Source organism: Amnibacterium endophyticum, from assembly GCF_042680685.1.
GTDB classification, from domain to species: Bacteria; Actinomycetota; Actinomycetes; order Actinomycetales; family Microbacteriaceae; genus Amnibacterium; species Amnibacterium endophyticum.
Window position 1 is genome coordinate 68,401 of record NZ_JBHUEA010000010.1, and the last position, 21,930, is coordinate 90,330.

General features: G+C 75.0%; 24 protein-coding genes. 16 read left to right on the forward strand and 8 right to left on the reverse strand.

The features are described from left to right. Positions 1-26 precede the first annotated feature (26 nt). The 5 genes from ACFSBI_RS08190 to ACFSBI_RS08210 are packed head-to-tail and all read left to right on the forward strand — an operon-like array spanning position 27 to position 3,886. Positions 27-1,118: a histidinol-phosphate transaminase gene (locus tag ACFSBI_RS08190; RefSeq protein WP_377933833.1), complete on the forward strand. Its 1,092-nt coding sequence runs from the start codon at positions 27-29 to the stop codon at positions 1,116-1,118. Continuing rightward, positions 1,115-1,714: an imidazoleglycerol-phosphate dehydratase HisB gene (hisB, locus tag ACFSBI_RS08195; protein ID WP_377933835.1), complete on the forward strand. Its 600-nt coding sequence runs from the start codon at positions 1,115-1,117 to the stop codon at positions 1,712-1,714. The genes ACFSBI_RS08190 and hisB overlap by 4 nt, the downstream gene beginning before the upstream one ends. Beyond that, positions 1,711-2,346, forward strand: a complete 636-nt coding sequence (hisH, locus tag ACFSBI_RS08200) for an imidazole glycerol phosphate synthase subunit HisH (protein WP_377933837.1) — start codon at positions 1,711-1,713, stop codon at positions 2,344-2,346. Before hisB ends, hisH begins: the two co-directional genes overlap by 4 nt. Beyond that, positions 2,343-3,104, forward strand: coding sequence for a bifunctional 1-(5-phosphoribosyl)-5-((5-phosphoribosylamino)methylideneamino)imidazole-4-carboxamide isomerase/phosphoribosylanthranilate isomerase PriA (gene priA, locus ACFSBI_RS08205; protein ID WP_377933839.1), 762 nt, complete (start codon positions 2,343-2,345; stop codon positions 3,102-3,104). The genes hisH and priA overlap by 4 nt, the downstream gene beginning before the upstream one ends. Further along, complete coding sequence (locus ACFSBI_RS08210; protein WP_377933841.1) at positions 3,101-3,886, forward strand: SseB family protein; 786 nt, start codon at positions 3,101-3,103, stop codon at positions 3,884-3,886. Before priA ends, ACFSBI_RS08210 begins: the two co-directional genes overlap by 4 nt. Before the next feature lie 8 nt (positions 3,887-3,894). On the opposite strand, the gene ACFSBI_RS08215 is transcribed toward ACFSBI_RS08210, so the two are convergent. The 3 genes from ACFSBI_RS08215 to ACFSBI_RS08225 form a co-directional block, all read right to left on the reverse strand. Beyond that, positions 3,895-4,341: a MarR family winged helix-turn-helix transcriptional regulator gene (locus tag ACFSBI_RS08215; RefSeq protein WP_377933843.1), complete on the reverse strand. Its 447-nt coding sequence runs from the start codon at positions 4,339-4,341 to the stop codon at positions 3,895-3,897. Continuing rightward, positions 4,338-6,155 (reverse strand): MFS transporter, encoded by a 1,818-nt coding sequence (locus ACFSBI_RS08220; RefSeq protein WP_377933845.1) that lies wholly within the window; start codon positions 6,153-6,155, stop codon positions 4,338-4,340. Before ACFSBI_RS08220 ends, ACFSBI_RS08215 begins: the two co-directional genes overlap by 4 nt. Positions 6,156-6,271: 116 nt before the next feature. After that, on the reverse strand, positions 6,272-7,939 hold the full coding sequence (locus ACFSBI_RS08225) for an FAD-dependent oxidoreductase (RefSeq protein ID WP_377933847.1): 1,668 nt from the start codon (positions 7,937-7,939) through the stop codon (positions 6,272-6,274). Between the two features lie 66 nt (positions 7,940-8,005). Here ACFSBI_RS08225 and budC point away from each other — a divergent pair, with 66 nt between their 5' ends. Then, a complete protein-coding gene (gene budC / locus ACFSBI_RS08230; RefSeq protein ID WP_377933849.1) occupies positions 8,006-8,776 on the forward strand; it encodes a meso-2,3-butanediol dehydrogenase in 771 nt (256 codons plus the stop codon). Positions 8,777-8,783: 7 nt separating this feature from the next. Then, the gene (gene ypfJ / locus ACFSBI_RS08235; protein WP_377933851.1) at positions 8,784-9,695 is read left to right on the forward strand and encodes a KPN_02809 family neutral zinc metallopeptidase; all 912 of its coding nucleotides are present in this window, start codon (positions 8,784-8,786) and stop codon (positions 9,693-9,695) included. On the opposite strand, the gene ACFSBI_RS08240 is transcribed toward ypfJ, so the two are convergent. Then, positions 9,692-10,351 (reverse strand): pentapeptide repeat-containing protein, encoded by a 660-nt coding sequence (locus ACFSBI_RS08240; RefSeq protein ID WP_377933853.1) that lies wholly within the window; start codon positions 10,349-10,351, stop codon positions 9,692-9,694. The two genes, ypfJ and ACFSBI_RS08240, sit on opposite strands and share 4 nt — an antisense overlap. Then, a complete protein-coding gene (locus tag ACFSBI_RS08245) occupies positions 10,348-10,905 on the reverse strand; it encodes a dihydrofolate reductase family protein (RefSeq protein WP_377933855.1) in 558 nt (185 codons plus the stop codon). The genes ACFSBI_RS08240 and ACFSBI_RS08245 overlap by 4 nt, the downstream gene beginning before the upstream one ends. Before the next feature lie 44 nt (positions 10,906-10,949). Between ACFSBI_RS08245 and ACFSBI_RS08250 the strand changes: the two genes are divergently transcribed. Then, positions 10,950-12,002, forward strand: coding sequence for an LLM class flavin-dependent oxidoreductase (locus ACFSBI_RS08250; RefSeq protein WP_377933857.1), 1,053 nt, complete (start codon positions 10,950-10,952; stop codon positions 12,000-12,002). A 46-nt stretch (positions 12,003-12,048) separates the two neighbouring features. Here the strand turns inward: ACFSBI_RS08250 and ACFSBI_RS08255 are convergent, their stop codons facing one another. Further along, positions 12,049-12,411: a DUF1844 domain-containing protein gene (locus ACFSBI_RS08255; RefSeq protein WP_377933911.1), complete on the reverse strand. Its 363-nt coding sequence runs from the start codon at positions 12,409-12,411 to the stop codon at positions 12,049-12,051. Positions 12,412-12,531: 120 nt separating this feature from the next. Continuing rightward, the gene (locus ACFSBI_RS08260; RefSeq protein WP_377933859.1) at positions 12,532-13,398 is read right to left on the reverse strand and encodes an endonuclease domain-containing protein; all 867 of its coding nucleotides are present in this window, start codon (positions 13,396-13,398) and stop codon (positions 12,532-12,534) included. Positions 13,399-13,872: 474 nt separating this feature from the next. Between ACFSBI_RS08260 and infC the strand changes: the two genes are divergently transcribed. The 6 genes from infC (at position 13,873) to ACFSBI_RS08290 (ending at position 17,693) form a co-directional block, all read left to right on the forward strand. Beyond that, entirely contained in the window at positions 13,873-14,454 is a 582-nt protein-coding gene (infC, locus tag ACFSBI_RS08265) for a translation initiation factor IF-3 (RefSeq protein ID WP_377933861.1), read from the forward strand. Continuing rightward, complete coding sequence (gene rpmI / locus ACFSBI_RS08270) at positions 14,454-14,648, forward strand: 50S ribosomal protein L35 (protein WP_377933863.1); 195 nt, start codon at positions 14,454-14,456, stop codon at positions 14,646-14,648. The genes infC and rpmI overlap by 1 nt, the downstream gene beginning before the upstream one ends. A 28-nt stretch (positions 14,649-14,676) precedes the next feature. Next, positions 14,677-15,060: a 50S ribosomal protein L20 gene (gene rplT / locus ACFSBI_RS08275; protein WP_377933864.1), complete on the forward strand. Its 384-nt coding sequence runs from the start codon at positions 14,677-14,679 to the stop codon at positions 15,058-15,060. A gap of 68 nt (positions 15,061-15,128) precedes the next feature. Further along, positions 15,129-15,917 carry a TrmH family RNA methyltransferase gene (locus ACFSBI_RS08280; RefSeq protein ID WP_377933866.1) on the forward strand — a complete coding sequence of 263 codons (789 nt, stop codon included), beginning with the start codon at positions 15,129-15,131 and terminating at the stop codon, positions 15,915-15,917. Between the two features lie 92 nt (positions 15,918-16,009). Then, positions 16,010-16,429, forward strand: coding sequence for a YciI family protein (locus ACFSBI_RS08285; protein ID WP_377933869.1), 420 nt, complete (start codon positions 16,010-16,012; stop codon positions 16,427-16,429). A gap of 4 nt (positions 16,430-16,433) precedes the next feature. Beyond that, positions 16,434-17,693 carry an RNA polymerase sigma factor gene (locus tag ACFSBI_RS08290; protein WP_377933871.1) on the forward strand — a complete coding sequence of 420 codons (1,260 nt, stop codon included), beginning with the start codon at positions 16,434-16,436 and terminating at the stop codon, positions 17,691-17,693. Here ACFSBI_RS08290 and ACFSBI_RS08295 read toward each other — a convergent pair. Beyond that, entirely contained in the window at positions 17,644-18,132 is a 489-nt protein-coding gene (locus ACFSBI_RS08295; protein WP_377933873.1) for an SRPBCC family protein, read from the reverse strand. The two genes, ACFSBI_RS08290 and ACFSBI_RS08295, sit on opposite strands and share 50 nt — an antisense overlap. Positions 18,133-18,246: 114 nt before the next feature. Between ACFSBI_RS08295 and pheS the strand changes: the two genes are divergently transcribed. Both pheS and pheT read left to right on the forward strand, forming a co-directional pair. Next, the gene (pheS, locus tag ACFSBI_RS08300; protein WP_377933913.1) at positions 18,247-19,278 is read left to right on the forward strand and encodes a phenylalanine--tRNA ligase subunit alpha; all 1,032 of its coding nucleotides are present in this window, start codon (positions 18,247-18,249) and stop codon (positions 19,276-19,278) included. Positions 19,279-19,315: 37 nt separating this feature from the next. Beyond that, positions 19,316-21,859, forward strand: a complete 2,544-nt coding sequence (gene pheT / locus ACFSBI_RS08305) for a phenylalanine--tRNA ligase subunit beta (protein WP_377933875.1) — start codon at positions 19,316-19,318, stop codon at positions 21,857-21,859. The last annotated feature ends 71 nt before the right edge of the window (positions 21,860-21,930 follow it).

Below are 21,930 nucleotides of genomic sequence, written 5' to 3' on the forward strand. Positions count from 1 at the left end.
GGGCGCCGTCTGCGAGAATCACGGGCGTGACCTCGCTCGCGGACCTCCCGCTCCGCCCCGACCTCGTCGGGCGGACCGCCTACGGCGCGCCGATGCTGCACGTCCCCGTCACCTTGAACACGAACGAGAACACCCATCCGGTGCCGGACGCAGTGCGCGCCGACATCGTGGCCCGCGTGGCGGACGCCCTCGGGACCGTGAACCGGTACCCCGACCGCGAGTTCACCGAGCTGCGCGAGGCGCTGGCCGCCTACCTCGGGCACGACCTCGCGCCCGAGCAGGTGTGGGCCGCGAACGGGTCCAACGAGGTGCTCCAGCACGTCTTCCAGGCCTTCGGCGGCCCGGGGCGCACCCTGCTGACGTTCCCGCCGACCTACTCGATGTACCCGAACTACGCGGCGACCTCCTTCACCGCCGTCGCCGAGGGACGCCGGGACGAGCGCTTCGAGCTGTCCGCCGAGACGGTCGTGGCGGAGATCCGGCGCACGCGCCCGGACGTCGTCGTCATCGCCGCGCCGAACAACCCGACCGGGACCCCGGTCGCGCTCGACGTGCTCGAGGCCGCCTACGACGCGTTCGACGGCGTGCTCGTCGTGGACGAGGCCTACGCCGAGTTCATGCCGGCGGAGGCGCCCTCCGCGCTGACGCTGCTGCCCGGCCGGCCCCGCCTCGCGGTCGCCCGGACCATGAGCAAGGCGTTCGCCTTCGCCGGCGCGCGACTCGGCTACCTCGCGGCCGACCCCGCCTTCGTCGACGCGCTCCGACTCGTGCGGCTGCCGTACCACCTGTCCGCGATCACGCAGGCGGCGGCGCTCGGCGCCCTCGCCCACGCGCCGGAGATGATGCGGATGGTCGAGGACATCCGGCAGCAGCGCGACCGGATGGCCGAGGGGCTGCGCTCGCTCGGCTACGACGTCGCGCCGAGCTGGACCAACTTCCTGCTGTTCTCCGGCGTCGACGACCCCGCCGCGCTCTGGCGGGGGCTGCTCGAGCGCGGTGTGCTCGTGCGCGACCTCGCGATCCCCGGCGCCCTTCGCGTGAGCGCCGGCACGGCCGCCGAGACCGACGCCTTCCTCGACGCGATGAGGGCCCTGACCCCGATCGGAGCCGCGCGATGAGCCGGACCGCCACCCGCGAGCGGGCGACGAGCGAGTCGAGCGTGCGGCTCGAGCTCGACCTGGACGGCACGGGGAAGGCGGAGATCGCGACCTCCGTGCCCTTCCTCGACCACCTGCTCACCGCCTTCGCGAAGCACTCGCTGACCGACCTGACCGTCGAGGCGCACGGCGACACCGAGATCGACGTGCACCACACCGCGGAGGACGTCGGCATCGTGCTCGGGGACGCGATCCGCGAGGCGCTCGGCGACAAGGCCGGGATCGCGCGCTTCGGCGACGCGACGGTGCCGCTCGACGAGGCGCTGACCCGCGCGGTCGTGGACCTCTCCGGCCGCCCCTACCTGGTGCACGGCGGGGAGCCGGCCGGGTTCGAGCTGCACCTGATCGGCGGGCACTTCACCGGCTCGATGGTGCGGCACGTGTTCGAGGCGATCGTGCTGAACGCGAGGATGACGGCCCACGTCGACGTCCTCGCCGGCCGCGACCCGCACCACATCGCTGAGAGCGAGTTCAAGGCGTTCGCCCGGGCCTTCCGGGCCGCGAAGGCGCTCGACCCCCAGGTCGCCGGCGTGCCGTCGACGAAGGGCGCGCTGTGACCGCACGCCCCCGCGTGGTCGTCTTCGACTACGGCAGCGGCAACGTGCACTCCGCCGTGAAGGCGCTGGACCGCGCGGGCGCCGACGTCGCCCTGACGGCGGACCGAGCGGCCGTGCAGGGCGCCGACGGCCTGTACGTGCCGGGCGTCGGCGCCTTCGCCGCGGTGATGTCCGGTCTCGCGGCGGCCCGCGGGCCCGAGCTGATCGAGCGCCGCCTCGCCGGCGGCCGCGCGGTGCTCGGCGTCTGCGTCGGCCTCCAGGTCCTGTTCGAGCGCGGACTCGAGGGCGCCGAGGCGACCGAGGGCCTGGGGGAGTGGCCGGGCGTCGTCGAGCGGCTCGACGCGCCCGTGCTGCCCCACATGGGCTGGGACGTCGTGACGACCGCGCCCGGTACGCGGCTGTTCGCCGGCGTGGAGGCGGAGCGGTTCTACTTCGTGCATTCCTACGGCGTGCGCACGTGGACCATGGAGGACGGCGGCCGGCTCGCCCCGCCGCTCGTGACCTGGGGCCACCACGGCGGCCCGTTCGTCGCCGCGGTCGAGAACGGGCCGCTCGCCGCGACGCAGTTCCATCCCGAGAAGTCCGGCGAGGCCGGGCTCCGTCTGCTCACCAACTGGCTGGAGACCCTGTGAGACTCGATCCGCCCGCTGCCGTGTCGCTCGAGGACCCGCTGGTGCTGCTGCCCGCCGTCGACGTCGCGGGCGGCCAGGCCGTCCGCCTCGTCCAGGGCGAGGCCGGCAGCGAGACGGGCTACGGCGACCCGGTCGAGGCCGCGCTCGACTGGGCTCGCCAGGGCGCCTCCTGGATCCACCTCGTCGACCTCGACGCCGCCTTCGGCCGCGGTGCGAACACCGCGGTGCTGCAGGCGGTGATCGACCGCGTCCCGGACGTGCGGGTCGAGCTGTCCGGCGGCATCCGCGACACGGCGAGCCTGGAGGCGGCGCTCTCGACCGGCGCGCAGCGGGTGAACATCGGCACGGCGGCGCTCGAGGACCCGGACTGGACCGCGGAGGCCATCGCGGAGCACGGCGACCGCATCGCGGTCGGGCTCGATGTGCGCGGCACGACCCTCGCGGCACGGGGATGGACGCGCGAGGGCGGCGACCTGTGGGAGGTCCTGGACCGCCTGGAGCAGGCCGGCTGCGCCCGCTACGTCGTCACGGACGTGGCGAAGGACGGCACGCTGACCGGGCCGAACCTCGAGCTGCTGCGGGCGGTGCTCGAGCGCACGGGCAAGCCGGTCGTCGCCTCCGGCGGCGTCAGCTCCCTCGAGGACCTGCGGGCGCTCCGGACCCTGACGGGCGACGGGCTCGAGGGCGCGATCGTGGGCAAGGCCCTGTACGCGGGCGCCTTCACGCTGACCGAGGCCCTCGCCGTCGCGACGCTGTGACCGCGGGCGACGACCCGGGCGCGGCGGCGCGGGGCGACTCGGCGGGCCGGCCGTGGGAGGGGCGCTCCTTCGGCCCGACGGGCGCCTTCGCCGCCGACGACGGCGCGACGCCGCCGGGGTTCCAGCGGGCGCGGGACGCCTTCCGCTCGGGCGAGGTCGGCCTGACCGCGGTCGTGGACTCCCTGCGGGGCGCCCGGCTGCTCGTGCCGCTGGTGGCCGCCGCCGGCGAGGTCGGGCGCGAGGGAGGACGGGTCGTCGACAAGTCGCAGGAGCTGGCCCTCGTCACGGTCGCCGGCCCAGACGGGCGCGCGGTGCTGCCCGCGTTCTCGTCCACCGCGGCGATGGCCGCCTGGAACCCGTCGGCGCGCCCGGTGCCGGCGCCCGCGCGGCAGGTCGCCCTCGGCGCCGCCTCCGACGGCACCGAGCTCGTGATCGTCGACCCGGCCTCGCCGGAGCGGGTCGGCCTGCGCCGCAGCGCCCTCGAGGCGCTGGCCCGGGACCTGCCCTGGACGCCGCCCTTCGAGGACCCGGAGGTGGGCCGGGCGATCCGCGCCGCGGTCGACGGCGAGCCGGCCGTGACGACGGCGCGGGTCGCGGCGGGGGACCCGCGGGCGAGCCTCGACGGCGCCGAGGTGGCGGTCCTCGTCGTGCTGCACGAGACCCTCGACCAGGCGGCCGCCGGTGCCCTGGTGAGCCGCCTGCAGCAGCGGTGGGCCGCCGACCCGGTCGTGCGGGCACGGGTGGACTCGATGGCCGTGCGGCTGGCCGCCGAGTTCTGCTGACGGCGGCTTCAGTCCTGCCGCACCGGAGCGACCGGGTGCGTCAGCAGCGCGCGCTCGAGCACGCCGACCGCGAGGTCGAGCGCGGCGAGGTCCGCCGCGTCGGCGTCGTCCAGCAGCGCGGCGACCCCGGAGGCACGCACCCGACGGGCCTCGGCCACGGCGGCCGTCCCGTCCGCGGTGAGCCGCACGCGGTGCGCCCGGCCGTCGTCCGGATCGGGGGAGCGAACGAGGAGGCCGCGCCCCTCGAGCTCGGCGACGAGCCTGGTCATGCCCGGCGCCCCGACGCCCTCGACGCGGGCGAGGTCGCCCGGCCGCACGTCTCCGAGGCGCTCGATGGAGGCCAGCGCGGAGACGGCGACATGGCTGAGCGCCTCCGCCGGCGGCCGCAGCCGCCGGTTCACGCTGCCGACGACGAAGGCGAGGCGCTCCGCGAGGTCGTCGCGGTCCCCGGTCACCGCGGGCTCCCGGACCCGACGCGGCCCTCGGCCTCGGGCGCCGGGTCGAAGCTCTCGCCGGCCTCGGCGAGGAGCGCCTCCCCGCGGGCCTCGGCCGCCCCGCCGCCGGCCGCGACGGGTGCGACGACGCGCTTGCCGCCCGCGAGCGTCGCGATCGCCCCGATGACGCACATCGCGGCGGCCGCGACGAAGACGATCACCAGGCCGTCGTGGAACGGGCCGGAGATCAGCGTCGGGAAGAACTGCTTGCCGGTCAGGGCCGCCGCGTCCGCGTGGGGGACGGCCCGCAGCACGCCGGTCGGCTCCAGCAGGGTCTGGATCGGGTTGTAGCCGAGGAAGGCCGCGAAGAGGCTGCCCACCGGCGGGATGTTCGCCACCGCGTCCGCGGCCTGCGCGGGCACGTGGTGCGCGGTCAGCCCCGCCTTGAGCACCGGCGGGAGCGACCCGGCGAGCCCGGCGACCATGAGCGAGAAGAAGACCCCGATCGACAGGGACGAGCCCGCGTTCAGCACCGTGCCCGCCATCCCGGACGCGGAGCCGCGCTGGTTCGCCGGCACGCTGCCCATGATCGTCGCGCGGTTCGGCGCCCCGAACATGCCGGAGCCGACGCCGTTCAGGAAGGTGATGACGGCGAACACGGGGTAGGCGAAGTCGACCGGGATCAGGAGCAGGGCGACGAAGGTGGCGGCGGTCAGCAGCAGGCCGCCGGTCGCGAGCCCGCGGGCGCCCCAGCGGTCGGACAGGATGCCGGACACCGGTCCGGAGATCAGGAACCCGACGGTGAGCGGCAGCAGGTAGATGCCGGCCCAGAGCGGCGTGTCCTCGTAGGAGAAGCCGTGCAGCGGCAGCCAGATGCCCTGCAGCCAGATGATCAGCATGAACTGCAGCCCGCCCCGGCCGACCGAGGCGAGGATGCCCGCGAGGTTCGCCATCGCGAAGGGCCGGGACTCGAAGAGGCGCAGCTGGAACATCGGCGCGCGGCTCCGCAGCTCCACGGCGACGAAGAGGGCGAGCAGCGCGACGCCGCCGATGATGCTGCCGAGCACCCAGGGGTTCAGCCACCCGGTCGCGGCGCCGCCGTAGGGCTGGATGCCGTACGTGATGCCGGTGAGGAGCGACGTGAGGCCCAGCAGGAACAGGAGGTTGCCCGGGATGTCGAGCGAGCCGGGGTTGCGCTGGCCGACCTCGTGCAGCGACTTGAAGGACCAGATGGTGCCGAGGATCCCGATCGGGACCGAGACGATGAACACCGCGCGCCAGTCGACGACGGCGAGCAGACCGCCGAGGACGAGACCGATGAACGAGCCGGCGATGGCGGCGATCTGGTTGATGCCGAGCGCCATGCCGCGGCGCTCCGCGGGGAAGGCGTCGGTGAGGATCGCGGTCGAGTTCGCGAACAGCATCGCGGCGCCGATGCCCTGGAACACCCGCCAGAGGATCAGCCAGAGCGCGCCGGCGCCGGCCACGAAGGGGTCGAGCGACAGCGCGATCGCGCCGATCGTGAAGAGCACGAAGCCGGCGTTGTAGATCTTCACGCGCCCGTACATGTCGCCGAGGCGGCCGAAGCCGACGACGAGCACGGCGGTGACGAGCATGAACCCCATCAGCATCCACAGCAGGTAGCTGGTGTTGCCGGGGTCGAGCGCGTTCAGGTGGATGCCGTTGAAGATCGCCGGCAGCGAGATGAGGACGATCGACGAGTTGATCGTCGCCATCAGCATGCCGAGGGTCGTGTTGCTGAGGGCGACCCACTTGTAGCGCGGGTGGTCCTTGGTGAAGAGGGCCCTGCGGGGGCTCGGCGCGATGGCGCTCACGGTGCTCCGATCGGTGACGGGACCAGGACGCCGTCGGCCGGATCATTGCTTGCCGAGAAGTAACCATATCGCGGTCGCGCGGCGGCCGCACGCGGTGGCGCGGCGACGTGTGGCGGTCAGCCCTGCTGCTCGGCGGCCTCCGCGTCCGTCTCCTGGCGACGCGTCGCCTCGCCGTCCCGCCAGGTGCGGTAGCCGCCGTCGAGGTTCGCCACGTCGTGGCCCAGCTGCCCGAGCAGGCGGGCGGCGGTGAACCCGCGCTGGCCCACCTGGCAGTGCACGACGACGCGGTCGGCCGGCAGCTCGCCGTGCCGCGCGCGCAGCTCGTCGAGCGGCAGGTTGACGGCGCCCGGGATGGCGCCGCGGGCGAACTCGCCGGGCGAGCGGACGTCGACGAGGGTCCAGCCGTCCGCGAGCAGGCCGGGCAGCTCGTGCCACTGCACCGCCGCGGCCTGGCCGAGCGCGAGGTTCTCGGCGACGTACCCGGCGAGGTTCACCGGGTCCTTGGCGCTGCCGAACTGCGGGGCGTAGGCGAGCTCCAGCTGCGACAGGCGGGAGGCCGTGATGCCGCCCGCGATGGCGGTCGCGAGCACGTCGATGCGCTTGTCGACCCCGGCCCGGCCCACGATCTGCGCGCCGAGCAGGCGGTCGTCCTCGGCGTCGATCATGAGCTTGACGGTCATCTGCTCGGCGCCCGGGTAGTAGGCGGCGTGGTCGATCGGGTGCGTGTGGACCACGCGGATCGCCCGCCCGGCCTCCCGCAGCCGCGCCTCGGTCCAGCCGAGCGTCGCGACGGCGAGGCCGAAGACCTGCACGATCGCGGTGCCGAGCGCCGGCGGCGCGTCCGTCGCCGCGGGCGCCTCCGCGATCACGTCGGCGACGGCTCGGCCGTGGCGGTTCGCGAGGCCGGCGAGCGCCACCAGGGCGGGCTCGCCGCCGATCGCGTCCTGCTTCTCCGCGTCGTCGCCCGCGGCGAGGATCGCCGGGTCGCTCGTGCGGTGGCGGGCGTCGACCGCGATGCCGCCGGTCGGACCGATGTCGAGCCCCGACCGCTCCGCGAGCGACGACGCCGGCCGCACGCCCGTCCCGTCGACGACGAGGTCGGCGAGCAGGCGCTCGCCGTCGTCGAGCACGACGTGCCCGGCGTCGACGCGCTCCGCGGCGGCGCCGAACCGCAGCGCGACGCCGTGGGCGACGAGGTGCTCGTGCACGGGCGCGGCCATCTCGGCGTCGAGGGTGCGCAGCACCTGGTCGCCGCGGATCACGAGCGAGACCTCGACGCCGCGCCGCACGAGGTTCTCCGTGGCCTCCAGCCCGATGTAGCCGCCGCCGACCACCACGGCGCGGCGGACGCCGCCGTCGACCGCGGCGCGGATCGCGTCCATGTCCTCCACCGTGCGGAGGGTGTGCGTCGGCACCGAGCCGTCGGTCGGCAGCGGCGACGCCGCCGCGCCCGAGGCGAGGACGAGCACGTCGTACGGCTCGTCCGTCTCGCCGTCGGCGGAGCGCACGCGAACGGTGCGGGCGTCCCGGTCGAGCGCGACGACCTCGTGCCCGCGCCGCACGTCGAGGCGGAAGCGCTCCGCGATCTGCCCGGCGTCGCGCAGCAGCGCCCCGCGGTCCGGGATCACATCGCCCACGTGGTACGGCAGCCCGCAGTTGGCGAAGGAGACGTGGTCGCCCGCCTCCAGGACGGTGATCGATGCCTCCTCGTCCAGGCGCCGCAGCCGCGTCGCCGCCGACATCCCCGCGGCCACGCCGCCCACGATCACCACGCGTCGTCCCATGACCGCAAGCCTGACGCATCCGCGCTCGCAGTCCGCTCGCGGGCCGGATCCGCCAGGATCGCGGCCGTGGCGGCGAACCGGTACGGCATGGAGGGCAGGTCGGTGCTGGTCACCGGCGGCGGCAGCGGCATCGGGGCGGCCATCGCCCGGGCCTTCCTGGACGACGGCGCCCGCGTCGCCGTGGCGGGACGGCGGCGGGAGCCGCTCGAGCGGACGATCGAGGGCGCACCCGAGGGGCGCGCGATCGCGGTCGTCGGCGACGTGGGCGCGGCGGCGGACGCCCGGCGCATGGTCGAGGCCGTCGCGGAGGGGTTCGGCGGCGTCGACGTGGTCGTCAGCAACGCGGCGGCCTACGCCGGCGGCGAGCTCGCGGACCTCGCGATCGCCGACTGGGAGCGGCTGCGCTCCACCAACGTCGACGGGTTCCTGCACCTGGCGCAGGCGGCGCTGCCGCACCTCGAGCGGTCCCGGGGCTCGCTCGTCGCGGTCGGCAGCGCCAGCGGGGACCGGGGCGACTGGGGGCAGGCGGCGTACAACGCGACGAAGCACGCGGTCCACGGCTTCGTGCGCTCGCTCGCGCTCGACTGGGGCGCTCGCGGCGTCCGGGTGAACGCCGTCGCGCCGGCGTTCACCGTGACCGGCATGACGGCCGCGGTGGCCGACGACGACCAGGCGATGGCGAAGGTCGTCGACCGGGTCGCGCTCGGCCGCCCGGGGCGGCCGGAGGACGTCGCGCCGGCGGTCCTGTTCCTCGCGAGCGACGACGCGGCCTACATCACGGGGGCGGTGCTGCCGGTCGACGGCGGCACGTCGGCCTCCACCGGCCAGGCGCGCTGAGGCCGCCGTGCGCTTCCGCGACGACGCCCGGATCGACTCCGGCGAGGTGCAGGACCGGCGCGGCGGCGGCCGGGCGATCGCACTCGGCGGCGGCGGGCTCGGGGTGGTCGGGCTGATCGTCGTGCTGCTGCTGAACGTGCTCGGCGGGACCGGGGGCGCCGGCGGTGACGCGGCCCGCGAGCTGGGCCCGGTCCTCGACGGCCTGCAGTCCGGCGAGCGGGCCGACGGCTCGCAGCTGGCGGACTCCTGCCGCACGGGCCGGGACGCGAACGCCAGCGAGGAGTGCGCCGCGGTCGCCTCCATCCAGTCGATCCAGGACTACTGGGCCGATGCGCTCGGCGCTCGCTACCAGGACACCGACACCGTCTTCTTCTCCGGATCGACCGGCACCGGCTGCGGGAGCGCCTCCTCGGGCACCGGCCCGTTCTACTGCCCCGCCGACGGGCTGGTCTACGTCGACCTGTCGTTCTTCCAGGAGCTGCGCGACCGGTTCGGCGCCGAGGGCGGCACGTTCGTGAATGCGTACGTGCTCGCCCACGAGTACGGCCACCACGTCCAGGACCTGCTCGGCACCGAGGCACGCGTGCGCCAGGGCGAGGCGGGGCCGACCAGCGGCAGCGTGCGCCTCGAGCTGCAGGCGGACTGCTACGCGGGCACGTGGGCGCACCACGCCACCACGACTCCGGACGGGTCGGGGTCGCCGCTGATCGAGTCGGTGACGCAGGACGACGTCGACGCGGCTCTCGACACCGCGGGCCGCATCGGCGACGACTTCATCCAGCGCGAGCTGGGCGGCGGGCGGGCCGACCCCGGCTCCTACACGCACGGCACGTCGGAGCAGCGGCAGCGCTGGTTCGAGCGCGGCTTCGACTCGGGGGACCCGCAGCGCTGCGACACCTTCGCCGCGTCGTCGCTCTAGCCGACCTCGACGCCGACCGCCTCGGCGAGCAGCGGCGCGAGCCGCACCAGCTGCTCCTCCGACACGATCGCGCCGCGCAGCGCGAGCACGCCGTCGATGCGCTCGAGCTCGGCCCCGCGCAGGTCGAGGTGCTGCAGGTCGGCGCCGGCGAGCGACAGGTCCGCGACCCGGCAGTCCGTCAGCGCGAGCCGGCGGACGGTCGCGCCGCGCAGGTCGAGCTCGCCCAGCGTGCAGCCCGTCAGCAGCACGTCCGTGAGCCTCGAGTCCGCGAGCGACAGGTAGTCGATGCGGCACCCGTCGAGGTTCACGCGGTCCCACTGCGCGTCGAACCACTCCGCGGCCCCGAACCGGCAGCCCTCGAGCCGCACGTCGCGCAGCGTCGTGCCGCGGGCCCGGACCGCGGTGCCGGTGACGCGCTCGAGCACGCTGTCGGTGGCGCGGAGGCCGTCGAGCCGGGCGTCGTCGAGCAGCGCCGGCCCGAACCGGCACTCGTCGAGCGCGAGCCCGGCGAGATCCGAGCCGGCCAGGTCGAGGCCCTCGATCAGCAGGCCGTCGAGCCGGGCGCCCGCGACCACGTCGTCGGCGGAGCCGGTGTCGAGCCGCTGCGGGTCGACGGGACCGATCCTCGGCGCCCGGTCGTCGCGCCTGCGCCTCATCGGGCGCTCCGCACCCGGTGGCGCAGCGACGTCCAGCCGCCGTCGAAGGAGTGCGGCTCCACGAGGTCCAGGTCGATCCGGACGCCGTCCGGCAGCGCGCGCGGCCCTGACCCGACGACCACCGGCGCGACGAGCAGGTGGATCTCGTCGATCAGGCCGGCCTCCAGCGCCGCGGCGGCCAGGGTCGCGCCGCCGATCGCGAGGTCCGCGGTCGCCGCCGCCTTCCGCCGCCGCAGGTCGTCCGCGTCGAAGCGCGGGACCAGCTCCGTCCGAGCCGTGTCGACGGCGTCCAGCGTCGTCGAGACCACGACCTTGTCGGCCGATCGCCAGAGGCGGCCGAACTCGCCCATCACGCCGTCCTCGTCCGGCATCGACTCCCAGAACCGCATCACCTCCCACATGCGCCGGCCGAGCACCTGCGTCGGCGTGCGCCGGGCGACCTCGTTCGCGAACGCGTGCACCTGCTCGGTCGGCTCCGCCCAGGAGAAGTCGCCGTGCGCGTCCGCGATCCGCAGATCGAGGCTGCACGGCTGGAAGTAGACGAGATCGGCCATGCACCGATGCTGCAGGTCCCGGCCCGCCGTCGTACACTGTTGACATGTCACAGAAGCGGATCGGGTTCCTCTCGTTCGGGCACTGGGGCGCCGTGCGCGGCTCGCAGACCCCCTCGGCGGCCGACACCCTGCGTCAGACCATCGAGCTCGCGGTCGCGGCGGAGGAGATCGGCATCGACAACGCGTCGGTGCGCGTCCACCACTTCGCGCCGCAGCTGTCGGCGCCCTTCCCGCTGCTCGCGGCGATGGGGGCGCGGACGAGCCGCATCGAGCTCGGCACGGGCGTCATCGACATGCGGTACGAGAACCCGCTCTACATGGCCGAGGAGGCCGCGGTCGCGGACCTGATCTCCGGCGGCCGGCTGCAGCTCGGCGTGAGCCGGGGGTCGCCCGAGCCGGCGCTGAACGGCGCGCACGCGTTCGGCTTCGTGCCGCCCGAGGGCATGACCGACGCCGACCTGGCCCGGCACAAGCTCGAGCTCTTCCTCGCCGCGATCGAGGGCGCCGGGGTCGTCGCCTCCGACCCGCGCATGACCGGCGTCTCGCAGGGCCTGTCGGTGCAGCCGCAGGCCCCCGGGCTGCGCGAGCGCATCTGGTGGGGTAGCGGCACCCGCGGCACCGCCCGGTGGGTCGCCGAGCAGGGTCTGAACATGCAGTCCTCGACCCTGCTGACGGAGGACACGGGCGTGCCGTTCGACGAGCTGCAGGCCGAGCAGATCGCGATCTTCCACGACGCCTGGCGCGAGGCCGGGCACGCGCGCGAGCCGCGGGTGTCGGTGAGCCGCAGCGTCATGCCGATCACGTCCGACGTCGACCGCCTCTACTTCGGCGGCGAGGTCGACGGCGAGGACCAGGTCGGCTGGCTCGACGGCGGCAACGCCCGCTTCGGGAAGACCTACGCGGGGGAGCCGGACCGGATCGCGGAGCAGCTGGCGCAGGACGCGGCCGTGCAGGCGGCGGACACGCTGCTGCTGACGGTGCCGAACCAGCTGGGCGTCGAGTACAACGCCCGGCTGCTCGAGACGGTCGCGAAGCACGTGGCCCCGGCGATCGGCTGGGTGCCGCCCGCCGAGCGGAGCGCCGCCCGGGTGGGTTGAGGATCTCGGCGTCCGCGGCGGGCGGGGGCTGAGGCGCTCCCGCCGGTCAGGTGACCGGTCCGGTCCACTTCTCGCCGGGCCCCTTGCCGATGGGATCCGGCACGGTCGAGGCCTCGCGGAAGGCGAGCTGCAGGCTGCGCAGGCCGTCCCGCAGCGGGCGGGCATGGCTGTCGCTGATCTCGGGCGCGGCCGCGGTGATGAGCCCGGCGAGCGCCTGGATCAGCTTGCGGGCCTCGTCGAGGTCGCGCTGCCCGTCCGGGTCGTCCGCGAGCCCGCACTTGACCGCGGCCGCGCTCATCAGGTGCACGGCGGCCGCGCCGATCACCTCGACCGCGGGCACGTCCGCGATGTCGCGCGTCGCATCGGCCACGGCGTCGGGCGCGTCCGCGGCCTCCGCCTCCCCGGGCACCCCGTCGTCGTACGTGAAGCTCACGCCCCCATCCTCCCGCGTGCCGGGGTGGAGGACGGATGACGGGGAGGAGGACGGATCCGGTCTTCTCGTCCTCCTCCCGGTTCCGCGTCCGCCGCTTCAGCTCGCGAGCGCCGCGAACACCGCCTCCTCCACCTCGGCCCAGGCGAACAGCACCTGCGGCCAGGTCAGCCGCAGCACGCGGTAGCGCCCCTGGGCCGCGCGCAGGTCTCGCCCGCGGTCCCGCTCGAAGGCCTCGTCGTCGTCGTGGAACTCCCGGCCGTCGCACTCGATGATCAGCCGACCTTCGACGAGCAGGTCGACCTCGCCGATGCCGTCGAGCCGCGGCAGCACCTCGATCCTCAGCCCGCGCATGCGCAGCAGGTGGCGGACGATCGTCTCGATCCCGGAATCGGCGCGCCCGTCCGCCGCCAGCAGCACCGGGCGCAGGTGAGCGGGGAGCAGGGCCGCCAGCGCGGGCAGGTCGCGCTCGCCGATGCGGCGGAGGTGGAGCGCGGAGTCCAGCACGGCGAGGGCCCGCTCGGGCGGCTGCGTGGTGAAGACGTGGGAGAGCAGGAGCAGCGGACCCGCGATGCGCGTGCGTCCGGTCCCCGCCAGCAGATCGGGAGCCACGTAGTGGACGACCACGTCGCGTCGGACGCCGAGGGACCGGGTCGCGTCGTCGGGGTCCCGAAGACGGCTGCAGCTGCTCGCGACGGCGACCTGCAGCCGGTCGCGGCGGCGACGGAACGAGTCGCCGCCGGGCTCGGGGTCCGGTGGGGTCCAGAGCCCGAGCGCCCGCGAGGCCGTCGTCGCGGTCGCGACGCCGCCGACGCGCGCTGCGCGGACCACCTCCGCCGCGGCGCCGGGGACCACCCAGTGCCCGCGGCGGACGGGCTCGATGCGGCCGGCGGCAGCGGCCTGCCGGATCTCGTGCGCGGACTTGCCGAGGCCGCGCAGCTCGCAAGTGGTCCAGAAGGTCGTCATGACGCGGCATGATCGCGAGCAGGGCCCTCCGGCGGCGTCCCTCCGCGCCTCCGGTGCGAGGATCACCGATTCGCGGGGCTGGGGAGGACCGGAACCCGTCCGCCGGGAGGATCCGCGCGCGGGTGGAGGACGGGATCCGGTGTGTCGTCCTCCACCCCGTCGTGGGTCCTCCGCCCGAGGACTCCTCGACCGCCGGGCGCGGCGCCTGCTACACTGCTGCGGTTCCGGGCCTCGGCCCGGTGTGCAAGTGGAGCGATCCCACCTCCCGCCCGACCTCTGACAGGGCGGCGAGGTCCAGGCACCTCCCTCCGGGCGACCGGGGCGACGGGGTGCGAGAGGCGTGCAGAACGGGTCCGTCCCGGCCGCGCTTCGGAATCCTTCTGCGCGCTCGCCGGTTGTGGTCCTTCGAAGTACAGAAACCACGACTGTTTGGAGCAGCGCATCAGCGATCCCCGTACCAACGACCGCATCCGAGTGCCCGAGGTCCGCCTGGTCGGACCCGCGGGGGAGCAGGTCGGCATCGTCCCCATCGAGAGCGCACTGCGGCTTGCCCGCGAGGCGGACCTCGACCTGGTCGAGGTCGCCCCGAACTCCCGCCCCCCGGTGGTCAAGATCATGGACTACGGGAAGTTCAAGTACGAGAACGCGCAGAAGGCCAAGGAGGCGCGTCGCAACCAGGCGAACACGGTCCTCAAGGAGGTCCGCTTCCGCCTGAAGATCGACTCGCACGACTACGAGACCAAGCGCAAGCGTGCGGAGGGCTTCCTCAAGGACGGCGACAAGGTCAAGGCGATGATCCTGTTCCGCGGCCGCGAGCAGTCGCGTCCCGAGCAGGGCGTGCGCCTCCTGGCCCGCTTCGCGGAGGACGTCCGCGAGTTCGGCAACGTCGAATCGAACCCCACGATCGACGGTCGCAACATGGTGATGGTCATCGGCCCGGTCAAGAGCAAGGTCGACGCGAAGGCGGAGCAGAACGCGAAGCGCGCGGCGGCCCGGAACAACAACACCCCCGCACCCACCGGTGCGGGCGACGCCCCGACATCCCAGGAGCAGTGATGCCGAAGCAGAAGACGCACTCCGGTGCCAAGAAGCGGTTCAAGATCACCGGCAGCGGCAAGGTGATGAAGGCCCAGGCCGGCAAGCGCCACAACTTCGAGCACAAGTCGAGCCGGCTGACGCGCCGCCTGACCGGTGACGCCCAGGTGGCGGCGCCCCAGGCGAAGCACGTCAAGAAGCTGCTCGGCAAGTAAGCCCGACACGGACCTGAAGGAGTAAGCAATGGCCAGGGTCAAGCGCGCCGTCAACGCGCACAAGAAGCGTCGGGTCGTCCTCGAGCGCGCCGAGGGCTACCGCGGTCAGCGGTCCCGCCTCTACCGCAAGGCGAAGGAGCAGGTCACCCACTCGCTCGTCTACGCCTACCGCGACCGCCGTCAGCGCAAGGGCGACTTCCGCCGCCTGTGGATCCAGCGGATCAACGCGGCGTCCCGCGCGAACGGCCTCACCTACAACCGGTTCATCCAGGGCCTGACCCTGGCCGGTGTCGAGGTCGACCGCCGCATCCTCGCGGAGCTCGCGGTGAACGAGCCCGCGACGTTCGCAGGCCTGGTGGCGACGGCGAAGGCCGCGCTGCCCGCCGACACCTCGGCGCCCGCCACCGCCTGACGCACGTCCGCGTCGCGAACGAGCCCGGTCCACGGACCGGGCTCGTTCCATGTCTCCAGGAGGTCCCCGTGATCGAGTCGACGAAGAACCCGACCGTGAAGCGCGTCGCGCGTCTGAAGCAGCGCCCGGAGCGCGAGGCGACCGGGCTCGCGCTGCTCGAGGGCCCGCAGGTGGTGCGCGAGGCCGTGGCGCACGCCGCGGACACGATCGAGGAGCTGTACTTCACGTCCGAGGGCTTCGAGCGCCACCCGGGCATCGCGGAGGCGGCGAGCGCCGCGGGCATCGACGTCGAGTTCGCCTCGGACGCCGCGCTCGCCGCGATGGCGGACACCCGCACCCCGCAGGGGGTGCTGGCCGTCGGTCGGCAGACGCCGGTGCGGCTCCGCGACGCCTTCGAGCCGGGCACCCGGCTCGTCGTCGTGCTCGACGAGGTGCGCGACCCGGGCAACGCGGGCGCGATCATCCGGGCCGCGGACGCCGCGGGCGCGGACGCCGTGATCCTCACCGGCTCGTCCGTCGACCCGTACAACCCGAAGGTGGTGCGCGCGACGACCGGTTCGATCTTCCACCTGCGGGTGTCGACGGGCGCCGACCTGCAGTCGGCCGCGGAGGCGGTGCGGCAGGCGGGCCTCGTGCTCACGGCCGCGGACATGCACGGCGAGCCGCTGCCGAGCGCGGACCTCGCCGGCCCGACCGCGTGGCTGTTCGGCAACGAGGCGCACGGCCTCTCGGCCGAGGCCCGGACGCTCGCCGACCGCACGCTCGCGGTGCCGATCTACGGCGCCGCCGAGTCGCTGAACCTCGCCACTGCGGCCTCGGTCTGCCTGTACGCCTCCGCCTTCGCCCAGCGCCGCTGAGATCCGTCCGCGATCGATGTCGATCGCGCGCCTCCCCGCTCGACGTGTAGGCAGGAGGGTGCGACCCGCACCCCGGTCTCCAGGAGGACACGATGGCGAAGTACATGCTGATCATGCGCAACAGCGGCTCGGAGCAGTCGTTCGACGAGATGGACTTCGACGCGGTGATCACCGCGATGGGGAAGTACAACGAGGCGATGATCGAGGCGGGCGTGCTGCTCGCGGGCGACGGCCTCTCCGACGCCGCGCAGGGCTCGGTGGTCGAGTTCACCGGCGAGGCGCCGATCGTCACGGACGGCCCGTACGGCGAGGCGCACGAGCTGTTCAACGGGTTCTGGACCATCCAGGCGGGCAGTCTCCAGGAGGCCGTCGAGTGGGCGAAGCGGGCGCCGCTGACGCGCGGCAACAAGATCGAGGTGCGCCGCGTCACCGACGAGAGCGACTTCGCGGGGCACGAGGACAACGAGTACCTGCAGAAGGAGCGGCAGTGGCGCGCGGACGGCATCGGCTGAGCGCGTGACCGACGTCGCCCGCGAGGTCGAGGCCGTCTGGCGCATCGAGGGCGCCCGCATCGTGGGCGCCCTCGCGCGCACCACGGGCGACCTCGGCCTCGCGGAGGACGTCGCGCAGGAGGCGGTCGCCGAGGCGCTCGAGCGGTGGCCGTCGACCGGCTCGCCCGCCAACCCGGGCGCCTGGCTCACCGCCGTGGCGAAGCGGCGCGCGATCGACGGCTGGCGGCGGCGCGAGCGGCTGGACGCGCGCCACCGGGCGATCGCGCGGGACCTCGAGGAGGTCGCCGACGACGAGTGGTCCCCGATCCCCGACGACCTGCTCCGGCTCCTGTTCACCGCCTGCCACCCGGTGCTGTCGCGGGAGTCGCGGGTCGCGCTGACGCTGCGCGTGGTCGGCGGCCTGTCCGCCGAGGCGGTGGCCCGGATGCTGCTCGTGCCGGTCCCGACCGTGCAGGCCCGCACCACCCGGGCGAAGAAGGCCCTGGCCGGCCTGCCCTTCGAGCCGCCGGACCAGGCGGAGTGGCCCGCGCGCCTCGACAGCGTGCTCGTCGTCGTGTCCCTGATGTTCACGGAGGGCTACGCGGCGACGAGCGGTGACAAGTGGATGCGGCCGGAGCTCGCCGGCGAGGCCCTGCGGCTCGGCCGCGTGCTGGCCTCGCTCGCGCCGGGCGAGCCCGAGGTGCACGGGCTCCTCGCGCTCATGGAGCTGCAGGCGTCCCGGTTCCCGGCTCGCCGCGCCTCCGACGGCTCGCCGGTGCTGCTGGAGGACCAGGACCGGACGCGGTGGGACCGCGCCCAGATCGAGCGCGGGCGCGCGGCGCTCGCCCGTGCGGCACCCCTGGGTCCGTACGCGCTGCAGGCGGCGATCGCCGAGCAGCACGCGATCGCCCCCTCGGCGGCGCGCACCGACTGGCGCGCGATCGTGCGGCTCTACGACCGGCTGCTCGCGATCGCGCCGAACGCGGTCGTCCGCCTGAACCGCGCCGTCGCGGTCGGAATGGCGGACGGTCCCGAGGCCGGCCTGCGCCTCGTGGAGGAGCTCGCCGCCGAGGGCGCGCTGCGCGGCGGCCACCTCGTCCCGGCGGTCCGGGCGGAGCTGCTCAGCAGGGCTGGCCGCTCGAGCGAGGCGGGCGCCGCGTTCGCGGAGGCCGCGGAGCGCGCCGCGAACGAGCGGGTTCGCGCCGCGCTGCTGGCGCGGGCCGCGGCGGGCGCTGTCAGCGCGAGAGCTCCCGCACCGCGGCGGTCATCATCCGCTGCATGTTGATGCGCCAGAGCGGTGCGACGACCAGGCGCACGAGCAGGCCGCGACCGAACCGGGGTGCGAACTCCCACGTCCAGCGCGCGATCGTGCCGGTGCCGTCCGGCTCGAAGCCCCAGTCGCCCCGCACCCCGCGCACCAGCCGGTCGAAGACGTCGCTGAAGCCCGTCAGCTCGTAGGCGAAGCAGCGCCCGGCCTCGAACTCGACGAGCGTCTCGGTGACCGCGCCGCCGTCGCCGAGCCGGAGCGTCCGCGACTTGCCGACGGCGTCCCAGGCCCCGTCCTGCCCATCGACGCGCTCGACGGCGGGGAACGGACCCCACCGGTCGAACATGCGGGGCAGCGGATGGTCGGCCACGAGCGGCAGCAGGCGCTCGGGCGGCAGCGGGCTGCGCGCGAGGGCGGTGGCCGACGGCCCGGTCCGAGGTCGTTCGATCAGCGGCACGGGGTGCTCCTCACAGGGGTGCTTCCCGCGCACAGTAGCGCCGAGCGGCTGCACGCGGCGTTCCGCGGGTTCCGCCCTCGTGGCGGCACCTCCATAGACTCGACCGCCGTGTCGATGCACCTGACCGAGGGGGCGGTGGACGAGGCCGTCGCCGACGCGCTCGCCGCCGTGGCCGCCGCCGGGACCACCGCCGACCTGAAGGCGGCCCGGATCGCCCACACGGGCGAGGGGAGCGCGCTCGCGCGCCTGAACGCCGCGCTGAAGGGGCTGCCGAACGAGGAGAAGCCCGCGGCCGGCCGGCTCGTCGGGCAGGCGCGCGCCAGGGTGAACGCCGCCGTCGCGGACCGCGAGGGCGTCCTCGCGGTCGCGGAGCGGGAGGCGCTGCTCGAGGCGGAGCGCGTCGACGTCACGGCCGCGCCCGTGCGCGACGCGGTCGGCGCCCGCCACCCGCTGACGATCGTCCGCGAGCGAGTCGAGGACGTCTTCGTCGGGATGGGCTGGGAGATCGCCGACGGCCCCGAGCTCGAGCACGAGTGGTTCAACTTCGACGCGCTGAACATCGACCCGGACCACCCCGCGCGCAGTCCGCAGGACACCCTCTTCGTCGAGCCGCTGGGCGCGCACCTGGTGATGCGGACGCAGACCTCGCCCGTGCAGGTGCGGACGCTCATCGAGCGCGGCGCCCCCGTCTACGTGCTCGCGCCGGGCCGCGTGTACCGGACGGACGAGGTCGACGCGACGCACCTGCCCGTCTTCACGCAGTTCGAGGGCCTCGCGATCGACCGCGGGCTGACGATGGCGCACCTTCGCGGCACCCTCGAGCACCTGGCGCGGATCATGTTCGGCGACGCCGCGCGGATCCGGCTGCGCCCGAACTTCTTCCCCTTCACCGAGCCGTCGGCGGAGATGGACGTCTGGCAGCCGAACGCGAAGGGCGGCGCCCGATGGGTGGAGTGGGGCGGCTGCGGCATGGTGCATCCGAACGTGCTCCGCGCGGCGGGCGTGGACCCCGCCGAGTACCAGGGCTTCGCGTTCGGCCTCGGCATCGAGCGGACGCTCCAGTTCGCCGAGGGCCTGACCGACATGCGCGACATGATCGAGGGCGACGTCCGCTTCGCCCGCCAGTGGGGCGTGGTCTCCCGATGAGCCCCGCCGTCCGCACGGATCCGCGAGAGGTGACGTCATGAGGGTCCCGCTGTCCTGGCTCGCGGAGTGGGCCGACCTGCCCGCCGGCACGACGCCGCAGACGCTGCACGAGGCCCTCGTGCGCGTCGGCTTCGAGGAGGAGACCGTCCACGGCGGCGACCTGACCGGCCCGGTCGTCGTCGGCGAGGTGCTCGACTTCACGGCCGAGCCGCAGAAAAACGGCAAGACGATCCGCTGGTGCCGCGTCCGCGTCGCTCCCGAGGGCGAGCACGCCGCGGACGGCGGTGAGGACGTGCACGGCATCGTGTGCGGCGCCGGCAACTTCTTCCCCGGCGACAAGGTCGTCGTCACCCTGCCGGGCGCAGTGCTGCCCGGGCTGTTCCCCATCGCGGCGCGGAAGACCTACGGGCACGTCTCCGACGGCATGATCGCCTCGGCGCGCGAGCTCGGCCTGCCCGACGAGACGGCGCCCGCGTCGGCGGGCGGCATCCTGCGGCTGACGGAGCTGGGCCTCGACCCGGAGGTCGGCACCGACGCGATCGCGCTGCTCGGTCTCGACGACACCGCCGTCGAGATCAACGTCACCCCGGACCGGGGCTACGCCCTGTCGATCCGCGGGATCGCGCGCGAGTACGGCGCCTCGACCGGCGCCGCCTTCCGCGACCCCGCCGCCGCCGTGACGCCGCCGGACGCGACCGAGGGCCCCGTGCCCGTCGTCGTGGACGACGCCGCACCGATCCGCGGGCGCGTCGGCGCCTCGGTCTTCGTCACCCGCGTCGTCCGCGGCATCGACCCGGCCGCGACGACCCCCGACTGGATGGCGGCCCGGCTGCGGCTCGCCGGGATCCGCTCGATCTCGCTGCCGGTCGACATCACCAACTACGTGATGGTGGAGCTCGGGCAGCCGATCCACGGCTACGACCTGGCCCGGCTCTCCGGTCCTTCGTCCGGCTCGGGCGGGCCCGCCCTCGGCGTCCGGCGCGCGCGGCCGGGGGAGGCGCTGACGACGCTCGACGGCGTCGCCCGCACCCTCGACGCCGAGGACCTCGTCATCACCGACGGCTCCGGCGCGATCGGTCTCGCCGGGGTGATGGGCGGCGCGACCACCGAGCTGTCCTCCACCACGACGGACGTCGTGGTGGAGGCCGCGAACTTCGACCCGGTCTCGATCGGGCGCACCGCCCGGCGGCACCGCCTGCCGTCCGAGGCGAGCCGCCGGTTCGAGCGCGGTGTCGATCCCGCGATCGCCCGCGCCGCCGCGCAGCGGGTCGTCGACCTGCTCGTGGAGCACGCCGGCGGCACCGCCGACCCCGGCCAGACCTGGCTCGAGACGGCTCCCGCACCGCGCGCGGTCCTGCTCGCCCCCGGCGCCGTGCTGCGCCGCACCGGCGTCGTCGCCACCGACGCCGAGGTGCGCGACGCGCTCGCGGCGCTCGGCTGCGGCGTCGAGGACGGGGAGGAGGGCCTGCTCGTCGTCCCGCCGACCTGGCGCCCCGACCTCGCCGAGGACGTCGACGTGATCGAGGAGGTCGTCCGGGTCGTCGGCTACGACCGCATCCCGTCCGAGCTGCCGACCGCCCCGCCCGGGCGCGGCCTGACCCGGACGCAGCGCCTCCGCCGCTCCGTGGGGCAGGTGCTCGCCGCCGGCGGCGCCGTCGAGATCCAGACGTACCCGCTCGTCTCCGAGGCGGACCAGGAGCGGTTCGCGCCGGGGGAGGCGATGCGCGTCGCGAACCCCCTCGACGCGACCGCGCCGCTGCTGCGGCGCACGCTGCTGCCCGGGCTGCTCGACGCGCTGCGGCGCAACCGCGCCCGCGGGCTGACCGACCTCGCCCTCTACGAGACGGGCGCCGTCTTCCTGCCCGTCGCGGGGGGCCGCTACGGCACGGCCGAGCTGCCGCCGATCGGGGCGCGGCCCGCCCCCGCGATGCTCGCCCGGCTGTCGGAGGACCTGCCGCCGCAGCCGCAGCACGTCGCGGTCGTCCTCGCGGGCGACCGGGCGCCGCGGCAGCCGGGCCTGCCCGCGCAGCCGGTGGACTGGCGCGACGCGATCGACGCGGCGCGCCGGGTCACCGCGGCCGTCGGCGCCGAGGTCCGGCTGGAGCAGGCGACCGCGCCCGGCTTCCACCCGACGCGCACCGCGGCGGTGCTGGTCGGCGACGTCCGCATCGGCGTCGCCGGCGAGCTGCACCCCGACGCGACCGAGGACGTGCCCGGCCGGGTGGCGGCCGTCGCGATCGGCGTCGTCGCGCTGATCGCCGCGGCGCCGCGCACGGTGGAGTTCCACCCGATCTCCGCGATGCCCGCCGCGACGCAGGACCTGTCGCTCGTCGTCGACGAGGCGGTGCCGGCGGAGGCCGTGCGGGCCGCGGTCGTCGAGGGCGCGGGCGAGCTGCTCGAGGCAGCGCTGCTGACGGACGACTACCGCGGTGCCGGCCTGCCGGAGCGGACCAAGTCGCTCACCTTCGCGCTGCGCTTCCGGGCGACGGACCGCACGCTGAAGGCGAAGGAGGCGACCGCGGCGAAGGAGGCCGGGGTGGCGCTCGCGGCGGAGCGCACCGGAGCGCGCCTGCGGGAGTAGGCGGCGTAGGCTCGCGCTCGTGAACGGGATCGCGCAGGCGCCGGTGGCGCGGCAGGGGGTCGTCGGCGGCA